Origin of the sequence: Aquimarina sp. Aq78 (genome assembly GCF_900299525.1) — a bacterium.
Lineage (GTDB): Bacteria > Bacteroidota > Bacteroidia > Flavobacteriales > Flavobacteriaceae > Aquimarina.
This window is the reverse complement of sequence record NZ_OMKA01000020.1, coordinates 196,843-211,254: the sequence shown is the minus strand read 5'-3', so window position 1 is coordinate 211,254 and position 14,412 is coordinate 196,843. Positions and strand designations below refer to the sequence as shown.

12 protein-coding genes are annotated in these 14,412 nt (G+C 33.1%); 6 read left to right on the top strand and 6 right to left on the bottom strand.

What is annotated here, in order from left to right:
• Positions 1 to 217: 217 nt before the first annotated feature.
• The 3 genes from DG435_RS12530 to DG435_RS12520 all read right to left on the bottom strand — a co-directional run bounded on the left by DG435_RS12530 (position 218) and on the right by DG435_RS12520 (position 1,716).
• A complete protein-coding gene (locus DG435_RS12530) occupies positions 218 to 697 on the bottom strand; it encodes a hypothetical protein (RefSeq protein ID WP_106791266.1) in 480 nt (159 codons plus the stop codon).
• Between the two features lie 567 nt (positions 698 to 1,264).
• The gene (locus DG435_RS12525) at positions 1,265 to 1,486 is read right to left on the bottom strand and encodes a hypothetical protein (protein WP_159025449.1); all 222 of its coding nucleotides are present in this window, start codon (positions 1,484 to 1,486) and stop codon (positions 1,265 to 1,267) included.
• Positions 1,487 to 1,497: 11 nt separating this feature from the next.
• Complete coding sequence (locus tag DG435_RS12520; protein WP_234420908.1) at positions 1,498 to 1,716, bottom strand: hypothetical protein; 219 nt, start codon at positions 1,714 to 1,716, stop codon at positions 1,498 to 1,500.
• Between the two features lie 329 nt (positions 1,717 to 2,045).
• Between DG435_RS12520 and DG435_RS12515 the strand changes: the two genes are divergently transcribed.
• From DG435_RS12515 to DG435_RS25550, 6 genes are all read left to right on the top strand, one after another.
• Positions 2,046 to 3,767 carry an AraC family transcriptional regulator gene (locus DG435_RS12515; RefSeq protein WP_106791201.1) on the top strand — a complete coding sequence of 574 codons (1,722 nt, stop codon included), beginning with the start codon at positions 2,046 to 2,048 and terminating at the stop codon, positions 3,765 to 3,767.
• Positions 3,768 to 3,880: 113 nt separating this feature from the next.
• A complete protein-coding gene (locus tag DG435_RS12510; RefSeq protein ID WP_106791200.1) occupies positions 3,881 to 4,036 on the top strand; it encodes a TIGR04149 family rSAM-modified RiPP in 156 nt (51 codons plus the stop codon).
• 341 nt (positions 4,037 to 4,377) lie between these two features.
• Positions 4,378 to 6,171 (top strand): erythromycin esterase family protein, encoded by a 1,794-nt coding sequence (locus tag DG435_RS12505; protein ID WP_106791199.1) that lies wholly within the window; start codon positions 4,378 to 4,380, stop codon positions 6,169 to 6,171.
• 57 nt (positions 6,172 to 6,228) lie between these two features.
• Positions 6,229 to 7,383, top strand: a complete 1,155-nt coding sequence (locus tag DG435_RS25845) for a DinB family protein (RefSeq protein ID WP_199916870.1) — start codon at positions 6,229 to 6,231, stop codon at positions 7,381 to 7,383.
• 72 nt (positions 7,384 to 7,455) lie between these two features.
• Complete coding sequence (locus DG435_RS12495; RefSeq protein WP_106791198.1) at positions 7,456 to 9,099, top strand: erythromycin esterase family protein; 1,644 nt, start codon at positions 7,456 to 7,458, stop codon at positions 9,097 to 9,099.
• Between the two features lie 244 nt (positions 9,100 to 9,343).
• The gene (locus tag DG435_RS25550; protein WP_159025448.1) at positions 9,344 to 9,484 is read left to right on the top strand and encodes a hypothetical protein; all 141 of its coding nucleotides are present in this window, start codon (positions 9,344 to 9,346) and stop codon (positions 9,482 to 9,484) included.
• Positions 9,485 to 10,115: 631 nt separating this feature from the next.
• Here DG435_RS25550 and DG435_RS12490 read toward each other — a convergent pair.
• Genes DG435_RS12490 through DG435_RS12480 form a run of 3 tightly spaced genes read right to left on the bottom strand, consistent with a single transcriptional unit; the run spans position 10,116 to position 14,407 of the window.
• The gene (locus DG435_RS12490; RefSeq protein WP_106791197.1) at positions 10,116 to 11,564 is read right to left on the bottom strand and encodes an alpha-amylase; all 1,449 of its coding nucleotides are present in this window, start codon (positions 11,562 to 11,564) and stop codon (positions 10,116 to 10,118) included.
• A gap of 28 nt (positions 11,565 to 11,592) precedes the next feature.
• On the bottom strand, positions 11,593 to 12,705 hold the full coding sequence (locus DG435_RS12485; RefSeq protein WP_106791196.1) for a SusE domain-containing protein: 1,113 nt from the start codon (positions 12,703 to 12,705) through the stop codon (positions 11,593 to 11,595).
• A gap of 31 nt (positions 12,706 to 12,736) precedes the next feature.
• Positions 12,737 to 14,407, bottom strand: coding sequence for a RagB/SusD family nutrient uptake outer membrane protein (locus DG435_RS12480; protein WP_106791195.1), 1,671 nt, complete (start codon positions 14,405 to 14,407; stop codon positions 12,737 to 12,739).
• Positions 14,408 to 14,412 lie beyond the last annotated feature (5 nt).

Sequence of the window (14,412 nt, the reverse complement as noted above, 5' to 3'; positions counted from 1 at the left end):
TGTTCATCAGTGGTTTGGTCTTTTTGACCTTCTGTTGGATCTTTTTGATGAAAATTTAGGCTCTCGAGGGCCAATTTTGAGACCCTGTAGTCTAAATTTGAGCCTCTGTTCTCTAAAATTAGAGGTACGACACCCAATTTTGGGACCCCAATCTCTAAATTTGAGACACCGGTGTCTAATGGAATGTCTTTTTGACCCATCAGAAGGTCTTTTTCACCTATTCTTCTGTATTATCTGACTTTGGGGTACTTCTGGTACGGTTAAAAAACTGTCTTAGTTCTGCTACTTTTTCGGTAAACCCCGGTTTTCCTGCTCCTTTGCTATATTGTGAATAGGCATAATCATTAAGTGAATCTTGGTAGTTATCATAATCATGCAGAATTTTGGTGCTTTCTAATCGATAGGCCAGGCTTTCTAAACGACCTAATAGGTTTTCTGCAAATACACGAGCTTTATAATCTTTTTCAAACTCTTCCCAGTCTACATCGGGAGAACTAAGCGTATTACTGTTTTGGCGATAGTCCCAAACCTTATTTACAAATAATTTATTGGTCTCATTAATGGCCTTGTAGCTCCCCCGTTCTTTTTCGGTCAGGGCTGCTAGTTTATCGGTAAACATAGCTTCTAGTTGTTCTACTAATTTTCCTGCCTGATCTCTTTCTTCTTGTGTTAATAAATCTTGAATGATGTTTCTCATTTTTTTGTGGTTTGTTGTCCGGTGTTTGATGTCCGAGGTGTTGATTTCCAGCTTCCGACTTCTGACTTCTGACTCCCGACCGTTTTTATTTAACATTTTTAGGTTTTACTGTTTTATTATCTTCTATTACAAAAAGGAAGTAGGAGCAATTAAAAAATGGGGTGTTTACACAAACTCAACTATGCTTAGCTATATAAATTACTCCTACCTTTTTCCTTTTTTTGTTACTATAGACTATAATTTTTTTTGGTATTTCTAATCTTAAATTCCTGACTCCTGACTTCTGACTCCCGTCACCTGACTCCTTTTACATTTCAACACTTCATCATTCGATATTCGATATTCAGTATTTTTTACTTTCCATTTTCCATTTAGTTCCAAAGTTTTAAAGAAGCAAAGAATCTAAGTTTTGATTGTAACTAACCTCGGACATCCGACTTCTGACTTTTTTTCTTTATCATTTTCACATTCTACTTCTCGTATACTCATCCACTTTGTTGACTCCTAACTTCTGACTCCTTTCACATTTCAACACTTCGATATTCAGTATTCGTTATTCAATATTCTTCATTCATAATTCTTCATTCGTAATTCTTCTTGTATTCTCTGTTCTATTTTGCTCATCATATAGTACATCATAAGCACATCCCGGTCTATTATTTTTAATACAGGGTTAATACCTGTGAGTACTTTAAGTATGGTCTCTTGGGGAGCTTTTGTTCTTACTGCTATTTTACGATGTACCAAAGCTTTTTGTGTAGTACATAGTTGGTTATAATGCATAAACATAAGTAGGTGGTTTATGATAAAATTTGGGGGCTACACCAACTATTTTTGGGAGTAAGTAATAGTATATTGCGTGCTTTATAGATGAGTTGTATAGCCTCTTCACTAGATACCCCTTTGGTATATAGTTTATTAATCCATCGATAGAGTAGCATCTCATATGGGCTATGATTTGCCAGGTTATATATAAAAGTATCCATAGTAAGGTGTAACGTTTTTAAGATATCGGACATAAACCGGTGTTTACTGTTATATGCTGAAGAATCCATGTAGGTTGTTTTTGTTGAGTCAAATATAACGGGGAGAATTACGTTTGTGCAAGAGGAGTATGTCTAGATTCTAGAATTGAGAGGTCAAAATTCTAGAATTAAGACTATAGAATTAAGAAAACAAAACCTTCGTTAGTTCCTTAATTATTATGCTTTAACAAAAATTATAGAGCCTAATATTAAATGTATCTTTGTTACACTTTAAAACCTGAAAGAAAGAAGCTTTTAGTATAAAAATATAAACTAGATTGCTTTTTTAAGGTAATACCACATTACTAAAAAACCAAACTAAAATGGGTAGATATAGAATTTTCTTTTTTCTCTGCTTACTACTATTGTGTCAATATCTATCGTATGCTCAAAATTTAAGTTCCAAAGATTTAGATTCATTGATTGAATTAGATTTTGATGAACTCAAAGATAATTTTTTTGAAATAGTAAAGAAAGATTCAACAAATGCTAAGCTGTTTGCGAAAGCTTATTTACAAAAAGGAAAAAACCTTGATAGTGTTTTAGAGATTTCTGATGGTTTTCTTTATTTAGGTATGTTATCTATAAATGATTATGAAAAACGTATTATTTACCTTGATAGTGCTATAGATATAGTAAAAAACACTTGGCATGTACAGCAAACAGCTTACTTACACACACACAAGGGTTTTATAACTCAACAAAAAGGTTTTTATGATAAGGCTTTAGAATATTATTTAGAAGGGTTATCTCATGCAAAAAAGAAAGATATCTTATTTTATATACCTGTTTTACAAGGTAATATTGCTTCTTTGAAAAGAAGATTAGGAAAATATGAAGAAGCCAAGTATTTGTATAAAAAGTGTTTGGAATACGAAAAAAATACTATAAATAAAAGCCGTGGTGATTCCTTACGTTATTTACTTATTCTTTCGAATTTAGTTACTACATATAGACTAAATAAAGAAATAGACTCTTCTTTTTATTTTTATAAACAGGAGCATCAAATATCTGTAGACATGGATATTGAAGGCGTTTATATAATTCATGAAGGAATCTTTCAGTTCTATGACAAAAATTATGAAACTGCAATTAAAACTATAAAAAAAGGTATCAATGAGTTTTTAAAATCTAAAAGCCGTACAAGTTATGGAGATCATAATTTAATTAATGGGTATTACTTTTTAGCTAAATCATATAAGGCATTATCTAATGATGAATTTGCTATCTTAAATCTGAAGAAAATAGATTCTATAGTTCAAAAATCAAACAATCTAATCTCTGAATCTAGACCAGCTTATTTAGAATTAATTAATTATTATAAATCCATAAATGACAAAAACAATCAATTGTTTTATATTAATAGACTACTTTATAATGATAGCATATTTCACAGTAGATATAGGTCTGCTAGTGATAAATTAAATAAAGAGTTTGATACCCCTATTTTGATATCACAAAAAGAAAATATCATTCATGAACTTAAAGCCAAAAATAATCAGTCCTATTATGTGATTTTTATCTCTTCAATAGTTATAATTATTATTACTTCTATTCTTTTCAGTAGTTATAGGAAAAATAAGCGATACAAAAAACATTTTGACGAACTCATGGTTTCTACAAATAATGAGGTCAAAAGAAACAATACTAAAATAAATGAAGAAAATACTTCAATCGGTATTTCAAAAGATGTTGTAGAAATAATTCTAAAAGCACTCAATGAATTTGAAAAAAACAATGAGTTTGTAGAACTAAACATTACTTCTGGGACATTAGCCAAAAAAATAAATACCAATTCTAAATACTTAACCAAAGTTATAAAGTTTTATAGAAACAAAAATTTCACTCATTATATAAACGATCTTAGAATTGACCATATTATAGATCAATTAAAAGAAGATCATAAACTTCGAAATTACACAATTAAAGCACTTGCCACAGAAGCAGGATTTAACTCTTCTGAGGTTTTTTCGAAATCTTTTTTTAAAAAAACAGGAATATACCCATCCTATTTTATTCAACAATTGAAAATCAAAAAAAACTAATAACAAAAAGAATTTTGGTCTTAATTCTAGAATTAAGACCATCTTAGGTTGTTGAATAGGTTACTAAAAGAGATTATGCAATATATTTGTTTTCAAATCAAAATATTATCTCAATGAAAAATCAAAAAAGTATCAAAAAATTAAATCTAAAAAAAATAACCATTGTAGAGCTTGATAAAAATAATTTAACCAAAATATTTGGTGGGAGTGATGATCCTAAGTATACAGAACCAGGAGATAAAATGTGTCCAAAGACTGATGGTTGTTAAGGAAAAGTGTTTTTAAAATCCAAAATTAATTTTTAACTTGTTTTGGTAAATGAAAAAATTGTCTTTCATAGTAATTCATAGATTAAATTTAGAAGTTTCTGAATTTAATCTATGAATATTATATAGAAATATACTTTACACTCTTTATATTAACTAAGGTATTTGTTTGTTGTAATAAAATACTGCTAATTCAAAAAAAATCATTCAGAATTTTATCAATATTTGTTCTGAAACAAAAATAATTTAATCGGTCTTAAGCTCTTTATCTAACCTCCTCGATGCCTTAATTATTATCCTTACATAGATTTACAAATAAGTTTTATAAACCTTTATTTAGTGATATGATTTTAGATAGAATAATAAACCCTATTATTGCAAAAGTCAATAACAAATTCTCATTATTAACTGTTATAGTATTTATTATATCTATACAGGTGAATTTCGGTCAAGAACCTTTGAAGATATTTCAAAAAGGAAAAGAAGAAACTTTAAAAGGCAATGAAACACATCACTACCAAGTAAATCTAAACCAAGGAGAACTGTTACAATTAGATATACTACAGAAGAATGTAGATATTAAAATCTTAGCAATTTCCAAAAAAAATGATACAATCCAAAAATTCGATTCCCCTAGCGGAAAAAACGGTTTGGAAATTGTAGAACTTCCCATTAGTCAAAGTGGGGCATATTTTTTTAAAATTGGTCCTCGAATACCTAGAACTTATAAAGATTCTATACTAACCAATTTTATAAAAACTATCAATGGAAGTTATCAAGTACAAAAATTTGAAATCCTATCAAAAAATGAACATAATAAACTAATCACCTTTAGAAATGCTCGGAAAGATAGTGTGATTTCATGGATCAAAAGTGCATCAATCCCTTTAAAAAGTGTAAAAGCCGAGACAGGACTCAAAGACCTTTCTTATTTAAAACCCATTTTTAAAGACGTACAAGTTGTAGGACTTGGTGAAACCAGTCATGGGACTAAAGAAATCTTCCAGATGAAACATCGTATGTTAGAGTTTTTGGTTAAAGAAATGGGGTTTACCATTTTTGCAATTGAGGCTAGTCATGTTGGGTGTAGATCTATTAATGATTATGTACTCCATGGAAAAGGTAATAGCAGAGATGCTTTATCTGCTCAGGGATTTTGGGTTTGGAATACAGAGGAGGTGATCGATATGATCGAATGGATGAGAGATTATAACATGAAGATTCCAGAAGATAAAAAAATCCAATTTATAGGGATTGATACGCAAACTAATGGTCTGGACTCGGCTTATGAAAATGTAAGTGCTTTTATAAAAAAAATAGATAACGCTCGATTATCTAATGTAAAAGTAGATTCTTTATTTCATAACTTAAAAACTATTAAAGACAAAAAAGATATGACCTCACAGCGACAAGAGTTATATACTTTATTGTCATATTTGGTTGTGAACAAGATTAAAGCGTTAGAAATTGCATCTAGGGGTGAATATGAAAATACCATTTCAGATTTAAGAAAAATTATACAAGGAGTAGAAGCTGGGGATCGTAAATTACAGCGGGGCATTAGCTATAACATTCGAGATGAATATATGGCGCAAACCGTCTTAGAGGTTTTACAAAAAAAAGGACGAGAGATCAAAATGGTACTTTGGGCGCATAACGATCATATTAGTAAAAATGTGGATTCACGTGTTAATGGTTACAAAAAACCTCTTGGAAGCGTTTTAAAAACATATTTTGGTAAAAAATATTATGCTATAGGCTTTTCTACATTTGAAGGAAGTTTTCAAGCAAGAAATTATAGTGTGAAAAATGATAAGTTAGGCAAAGTAGCTTCTTTTAAATTATATCCAGCCAAAGAAGGAAGTCTGGATTGGTATTTTGAAAAATCTAAAAAAGACATATTCTTTATTAATTTTGATGATAAGCCTCATTCTAATGCAGTAGACGATTTTTTAAATAAAAAACAAAAAACCAATAATGCAGGGGCAAATTGGACTTTTGAATATTCCTTTTCTCCTACGCAAAGTATTGAACCAGAGAAATTTTTTGACGGTATGATCTTTATCAAAGAAACTTCTAGCGCGGTTCTTACTCCTGGAGGTGAAAAAGAAATTGAGAAGCGATTAAAAAATAATTAATTACCCAAAGAATAATCTATCAACATTAATATCTAATACATATTTCAATTCATAATTATGTTTTCAAAAACTCTTAAAACCTTTGCTTTCGCTCTAATTTTTATATCGAGTACTACAATAGTGTCACAAACCACAAAAGAAATAACCCGAGAGTGGGTGGCTTTTTTTCAGGAAGTAGCGGTAAAAACTGATAAAAAAGTTAAATTTAAGCTACGGGCAAACCTTAAAACTGTTGGCCGTAAAAGTAATAGTGCAGCAACGCTTTACGCTCGGATAGATAATAAAACGGAAGAATCGGGCTTTAGGGAAAGCGTGCAAGATAGTGTCTTAGACAACCCTAAATGGACTTCTTATGAAATAGTGGGACATTTTGATGAAGCTGCAGAAAAATTGACTTTTGGGGCTTGGGTAGTTAGTGATGGTGATTTTCACTTTGATAATTTTGAGCTCTTCTTTCAAAAAGAGGGAGGAGATTATGAGCCTGTTACTATTGCTAATCCTGGTTTTGAGGAAAAGGTTCATAATGATAATATCCCAGGATGGCAGCAAGATGTCGATAAAGAAAAAAATATTCTAAAAGTAAAAGGATATACATTTCATTCTAGCGACGAGACAAACAACGGTAAATCGACTTTAGTGGTTCGAGGAAATGGAGTACAAAATAATCCAGCAAATAATATTAATACAGAAGAAGGCTTTACACCGCAAATAGGGACATTAGTCTCTATGCTTAATAATTTAAGTAATCGGGTAGAACGAGTTGTTAAAGATTTGGATATAAGACAGACAGATCATCTTCTAGACGAAAAAGCAAATAGGATAGGAGCATTGATTATGCATCTTGCCGCTGCAGAAAAAATATATCAAAACCTTACTTTTGAACACCGTAGGTTTAATAAAGAAGAGGAAGAAAAATGGCAAGTAGGTCTTAGCCTTGGAGAAGAGGCTAGAGAAAAATTTAAAGGAAAACCTATTACATATTATCTCGATATTTATAAAGAAGTACGAAAAAAAACTATTGAAGAGTTAAAAAAACGTAATGATGAGTGGTTGGAAGAATCATGGCCCGGCTCTATCATGAATAATCATTTTGCCTGGTTTCATGTCATGGAGCATCAATCGAGTCATTTAGGACAAATTTTGATGTTAAAAAAACGAATCCCTGAAGAGGAAAACGATATTAAACTACCGGAGGAAAAAGTAGATAATTGATTTTATATTAGTCACTTTGATTCTTATTAATCTGAAATTCAATTTTTAGTTTCGAAATAATAACATATCTATATGAAAAGCTTATTCCTTTTATTTTTAGTCTTCTCTCTAGCTGCTTTTGGTCAAGAGACTGCATTGGTATTTGAGAATGCTCAAGAAACCAAACTCAAAGGAAATGAAAAGTACTTATATAAAGTAAACTTTAATAATGGCGAATTACTGCAATTGCATCTACTACAAAAAAATGTAGACCTGCAAATCATTGCCTTCTCACCCAATAACGATACTTTGAAACAATTCGATTCTCCTAATGGAAAAAATGGATTAGAAATTGTCGAACTACCTATAGAAAAAAGTGGTGTGTATCATTTTGAAGTTAGCCCACTTATTCCTGAAAGATTTACAGATTCTACCAGACAAAAATATATTGATAATATCAATGGTAGTTATGTTGTTTCAAAATATAAAATACTTTCCCAGAAAGAACATATTCAATTACAAAACAGAAGAAAAGCACGAAAAGATAGTGTGATTTCTTGGATTAAAAACCAATCAATATTAGTAAATGATGTAAAAGCAGAAACTGAGCTTGCTGATTTTATGGGTTTAAAGCCTATTTTAAAAGATGTTCAAATTGTTGGTTTGGGAGAAACCGGTCATGGGACTAAAGAAATCTTCCAGATGAAACATCGTATGTTGGAGTTTTTGGTTAAAGAAATGGGATTTACAATTTTTGCTATAGAAGCAAGTCACGTGGGATGTAAACCAATCAATGATTATGTATTACATGGTAAAGGTACCAGTAGGGAGGCATTAACAGTCCAAGGATTTTGGATTTGGAACACAGAGGAAGTAATAGAGATGATCGAATGGATGCGTAACTATAACAAAACAGTAGCAGATAATCAAAAGGTACAGTTTGTAGGGATTGATGCCCAAACGGTAGGGTTAGAAAGTGCATATAAAAATGTAAGTGAGTATGTGAAAAATATAGAAAAAAGTAAACAACCAAAGATAGCTGTAGATTCTATATTTAATCAATTGATTACTAAACGCAGAGAACTCTTTAAAGATGGATCTGCAACACGTAGTAAACTGTATAGTTTACTGTCATACCTAGTTTTACACGAATCAAGGCTTGTTCATAACACATCTAAACAAAAATATAAAGGGATCATTTCTGATTTAAGAAAGATTATACAGGGTGTTGAATCTGGAGATAATAAATTAGAGAAGAATACTAGTTATAATATTCGTGATGAATATATGGCACAAACTGTTTTAGAAATATTACAAAAAGAAAAACCTGGAACCAAAATGGTTCTTTGGGCACATAATGCTCACATTTCAAAAAATACAGAAACAAAAGTAAATGGTAAAGCTAGACCTCTAGGTAGTATTTTAAAAGAATATTTTGCAGAAAAATACTATGCGATTGGTTTTTCAACCAATCAAGGAAGTTTTAGGGCAATGAATTATAATGCTAAAGAAAAAAAATATGATAAAAATGCAGTTTTTACTTTTCCTCCCGCCAAAGAAGGAAGCTTAGATTGGTATTTTGCTCAAGCCAATAAAGATATTTTCTTTATTGATTTTGTTAAATCATTGCACCCCAAAACAGTCACTACCTTTTTGAATAAGGAAAGGAAAGGAAAGCGTATTCTTACGGGGCTAGTTGGAGCTTGGATTATGATATACTACCGGCTTTTGATATAACGCCAGGTAAGAATTTTGATGGCATGATCTTTATCAAAGAAACGTCTCATTCCATATTAACCCCAGCTGGTGAAAAGGAAATAGAAAAGAGAGTTAAAAATAATGCTCATTAATTTATTACCTTTCTAATAACCACCGATTAAGCCCTATAAACACTACAATACATAGAAAAAAAACATTTTTGGCATCATGATTGGTATATGTATTCATAACGACAACAAAAATTGAATAAAAACACATTGTTATGAAAAAGAAATTACTATTAAAAAGTGCATATATCCCTAAGAGGAAAACTGATAATCCTGTAGATTGGATACAATATATCAATGCAAAGACACGAGAAATAAGATACGGGACACATCACCCATTATTGGGTAAGGCCTAGTTTTGGTTATAAATGCATATTGATTTGTCATTCAACCTAACTCGGAATAAATTAAAGTAAAGACTGGGATCCATTTTGAAGCAACGACTTTATTATGAATCCCAGTCCTGTTCTTCAAGGGAATGACAAAGAAATAGGGAAACAGAGCAAGCACCTGTCCTGTCGAGACGGTCAATTAAATTTTAATTAGAGGGTATATTGACGTTCCAAAGCGGAGCTTTGAAAACCTTTTTCACCAGTATAAGATTTGTTTTGCGTTAGAAAATCTTGAAACCTTGGAAAGATTTTAGCAAAACTAATCTGGTTTTCAGAATAACTGAAAAATACCTTGAAAAAGAGCCTTTTCTTTTGTTTCGTTTTCTTTGGGCGAGCAAAGAAAATGAAAAGAAGGTCTAATCAAAGCTGATTAGCCTAAAAATGGAACAATATGTATACATCACAACGAATACACAGGACGAGAATTAATTTACTCCTTAGTTTTTACTATGGATTACGTTCTTCAACAGGATGACAAAGTACTGGGAAGGCAATTTGTAGGATTGGGATAATAATAAAACACATAAAAAAAAGAGTGCTAAAAAGCACTCTTTTATGGTTTATGGCTAATGTATAATAAGAATTCAATAGAATTTTATTCCTTGGTCACAGACCATATTGCATAACCTCCTGCAGGTGCCTGTAGTGTGGCATTACCCTCTGCATCTGTAGTTGGAGTAGCTCTAGAATTATCGGTATAGTCAACCAGGGTTTTGTTTGCCCAGTTGGTTTTTACAACACGTTGCTTTGTTTGCTGGCCAATATTCATATATAGAATTAGTCCCGGGTTATCACCACTACCATTTCTTTTCATGATATACTCATCTTTACTAGCTTCGAGTATTTCGACATCACCAACCGCTAATGTCGTATAGATCTGGATAAGGGTTTTAAGTTGCCCTTTAAAAGCTTCATAATCAAGATAAAAAATAGTTGGATACCCATCATGAGTAAGAATATAAGAGTAGGCGAGTAGCTTGTTATTATAACTTATTCTATTCTCGGGATTATCATCTTTTTCGGTATCATGATTAGCAACAAAAGTAACGGCATTGGCTGGGTCTAATTTTCTAAGCATATTATCCGCTTCGCCTAATGCAGTAAGATCATTTGCTCTGTCCAGAGTTTCATCTAATCTGTAGAAACATGCAAAATCAAATGCAGTTGATCCAGATGCATTTACCCAGTCTTTTAGTACTTGTTGATTACCATCAAAATTTTCTCCTACAGAGAATCCTCCAATTTTAGCATTCCAGGCTTTAACCCATTTTGGATCAAAACTCTTTACGTAGTCAAAACGCCATCCGTCAAAACCAAGGGTCTTTTTATAAAATTCTGCAACAGAATCATCTCTACCCCATAACCAATCCTGCACGTATTGTTGATCGTGACAAAGGTCTGTTTCTGCAAAAAACAAAGCCTGGTCATCGTGATCATGAATATCATTAGGATGAAAATGCTCATTAGAACGGTTAAATTTACCAGAGGCATTTCCGTTTGATTCATTAAACAAAGAATATACCTCGGTACCCCCACGAAAAGGGTTCGCTTGTTTTCCTCCTCCAGAGTTATGTCCTATTACGATATCGGCAATCACCTCTATATCATTAGCATGTGCTTTTTGGATAAGATCTACTAATTCTTGTCTGGATCCAAAACGGGTCTCTACAGTACCATGTTGGTCAAACTCACCAACATCAAAATAGTCAGAAGGATCATATCCCATAGAAAAACCTCCTGAGGCCCCTTTTCCCGGAGCAGGAAGCCATATTCTATTGATTCCAGAAGCTTTATAGTCTTCAATCCTTGTGCTTACTTCATTATACCATTCTCCTGCAGGTTCTGTATCCCAATAAAAAGCCTGCATGAATACACCTGCATTTTCTTTCTTACGTTCTGCCAAATCCATTTTTAGAGATTGACTTGTGATTATGGGTGCAGCATCGTTTGCAGAATCATCATCATCAGAACAACCGGTCAATCCAAGAACCAACCCTCCTAAAAGGAGGATGGTTTTGGTTGATATATTTTTAATGTTTTTCATTTCAATTTTTTAAGTGAATACCGATTTATTATTGAATGATAAAAACATAACTTCCGTCTACGTCATTGAACCATACGTTGTATGTTCCCGCAGCAACAGGGATGTTAGGACCACCAGCGGTACCGTATCCTGTTATTGCAGTATCTGCACCCCAGTTTACATCCCAGGCGTTATTAGCTCTAAATTTTGCCTCACCATTGGTTAATACAACTCCATTGATATACCATAAATGTGGATCAAAAGCCGATTGAGTAAGATCAGTATCATTATCCCATCCTCCCGGAGTAGAATCACCAATAATACCAATACCTTGAGCTGTGTAATCAGTTGCACCACTAGCATCAAATGCATTAACAGTATAGGTTAAATCCTGAATGTTTACATCGAGTGTATAATATCCTTCTGCAGCAACAGAGAATGTATCCGGATCAGAACCAAGGGTCGCACTACTGGCCAAACTACCGCCGCTTAATCCCCATTGTGGTTGCCATTCACCTAATACTTCTAAGAATTTGAAAGCGATATCACCACCACCTAAAAATCTACCAGTGAATTTAAATACATTCTGGTTACTAGGATCTCTTACTAATGGAGGGTTGTTATTATTATTATCCCATCCTGGTGCAGTTGCACTACCTACTAAGAAAAGATCTTTTTGAGGAATGACAGTAGCATATGGAGTAACAGTTAAAGAGGTTGCATTAGATGTTATAGCGCTTCCGCCATTTGTTCCGATAGAAGAAATCACACGTAGATCTATTGCACCTTCTTTATCAGGCTCTATACCTAATCCGATGGCAAGGTTGTTAAGCTCTCCAATGGTCCAGTTATAAAAACGATCACTGGTAGTTGCAATAACAGCAGGGTCTAAGGTTGTTTCAAAATTAGTACCTCCTAAACCGGCTTCTATAGTATAGGTGATCGGGGTATTGATATTATATCCTGCATCTTCCCAAACTAAGGTAAAAGCGCGTTGATCTGCCAAATCTTTAACAAGACTAACTGTAGAATTGGCGGTTACTATTAGTGGCCCTTCTGTTTGTGATTCCTGAATAACAAACGTTGGTTCTTCATCTTCTACACACGCATTGAAGCAAAGTGCAGCGATACATGCAAATAGTAGTATTGATATTTTTTTCATGACTGAGTAAATTAAATTTGTAATCGTTGTTTTAGAATCCAGTATTCTGTCCTAAATTAGGATTGGCAGCTCTACTGGATGCCGGAACCGGAAATAGTTTAAAATTATCTGAGATTGAAGATCCATTAGGTGTACCTCCTTTATATCTCCAATTATAGGCTCCACCAGTATATTTACCATATCTGATTAAATCTTGCCTTCTGTGAGCTTCCCAATATAATTCTCGTGCTCTTTCGTCAAGGATAAAGTCCAGGGTAAGTTCTGAATCTGTAATATTTCCAGACACATCACCAAACGCTCTTTCTCTAAGGGCATTTACATACCCCAGAGCAGTAGCTCGATCACCACCGCCACTTCTAAGATGAGCTTCTGCATACATTAAATAAGCATCTGCTAACCTGAATAAAGGAAAATCGGTATCGACAAATCTTGCACTTTGTCCAGCTTCACCTGTTGACTTTATGTTAGAATATTTAGTAACCAAATATCCTCTTGAAAAATCTGTAAAATCAGAACCTATCTCGATAGGTCTGTCCACAGGAGGATCTGTATTCGCCGGATCAGAACTAATATCCTGTGTCACCAAAGTATTTCTATCATCATTTTGAAAAACCGGATCGGTAACAAATAACTCAGAGAATTGTTTTCTAGCTCTATATAGTGTAGTAAACCCTTGAACTCCTAAAGAAGCAGGAGTAGGTTTAAAACCATCTGCATTTTGTTGTCCCTGGATAATGATTGATGCACCACCAAAGTTTCTTACGTTAGCACCATCACCAACAATAGGAAATATGATTTCGTTTTGAGCACCATTAGCATCATTATCTGCAATAAAGTTATACAGATAATTAGGTGTTAGCGAATACCCGCTATTAATAATTTCTTGAGATGTTTGTAAACAATCTGCATAACGACCATTACCTGCTCCTAAATACACTTCTGCATTTAAATAGATCTTAGCCAAAATCATTTTTGCCACTCCTTTATTAGCGCGGGCATAGTTCTGACCAGGATTTACATCTAATAGATCTGCATTCACTTCGAGAAGTTCTTTTTCTATATAATCAAATAATGCCTGACCTTTAATCTCCTGAACTCTTATAAACCCTACCTGATCATTTTCTGTTGCAAAAGGAGCACGACCATATAGATCCATAAGATGATAATAAGCTAACGCTCGTAATACGCGAGCTTCTGCTCTAAAGGTTTTAACCTCATTTCTAAGGTCGGCAGATACACCTCTCTCATCTAATTTAGCATCTGTAGTCTGGCGTAAAAATTCATTTGCCAGAGAGATTTCAAAAGTTGCTCTTGCCCAAAAGCCAAGAACAATAACATTATTGGCATCCCATGTATTTCTCTGGATCTCACGTATACCAGGGTCATTCTCATAGGTCCATATCACTTGATCGGTAGATACGTCTTGCATACTGAATAGACCTCGAACATATTGACTTGTTCCGGCATCGATACCTGCAAGGTTGGATTGATTAGGGTCACCACTAGCATCAACATCAAGACCAACCAATGATAAGTTTGCATATACACCACCAAGGGCTTTAAGGTAATCTTCTCGAGTATTAAATACATCACTCGCTAGTAAATCATCATCATCTTCTAATTCGATATCCAAATCCCCTTCGCAAGAGGTGAAGATACCTATGGATAGAAATGCGTATAAAAAAATCTTATATAATTTCATTTCTT

Coding starts and splice junctions, on each gene's coding strand:
- DG435_RS12530 (WP_106791266.1), bottom strand. CDS start 697: ATGAGAAACATCATTCAAGATTTATTAACACAAGAAGAAAGAGATCAG.
- DG435_RS12525 (WP_159025449.1), bottom strand. CDS start 1,486: ATGTTTATGCATTATAACCAACTATGTACTACACAAAAAGCTTTGGTA.
- DG435_RS12520 (WP_234420908.1), bottom strand. CDS start 1,716: ATGTCCGATATCTTAAAAACGTTACACCTTACTATGGATACTTTTATA.
- DG435_RS12515 (WP_106791201.1), top strand. CDS start 2,046: ATGGGTAGATATAGAATTTTCTTTTTTCTCTGCTTACTACTATTGTGT.
- DG435_RS12510 (WP_106791200.1), top strand. CDS start 3,881: ATGAAAAATCAAAAAAGTATCAAAAAATTAAATCTAAAAAAAATAACC.
- DG435_RS12505 (WP_106791199.1), top strand. CDS start 4,378: ATGATTTTAGATAGAATAATAAACCCTATTATTGCAAAAGTCAATAAC.
- DG435_RS25845 (WP_199916870.1), top strand. CDS start 6,229: ATGTTTTCAAAAACTCTTAAAACCTTTGCTTTCGCTCTAATTTTTATA.
- DG435_RS12495 (WP_106791198.1), top strand. CDS start 7,456: ATGAAAAGCTTATTCCTTTTATTTTTAGTCTTCTCTCTAGCTGCTTTT.
- DG435_RS25550 (WP_159025448.1), top strand. CDS start 9,344: ATGAAAAAGAAATTACTATTAAAAAGTGCATATATCCCTAAGAGGAAA.
- DG435_RS12490 (WP_106791197.1), bottom strand. CDS start 11,564: ATGAAAAACATTAAAAATATATCAACCAAAACCATCCTCCTTTTAGGA.
- DG435_RS12485 (WP_106791196.1), bottom strand. CDS start 12,705: ATGAAAAAAATATCAATACTACTATTTGCATGTATCGCTGCACTTTGC.
- DG435_RS12480 (WP_106791195.1), bottom strand. CDS start 14,407: ATGAAATTATATAAGATTTTTTTATACGCATTTCTATCCATAGGTATC.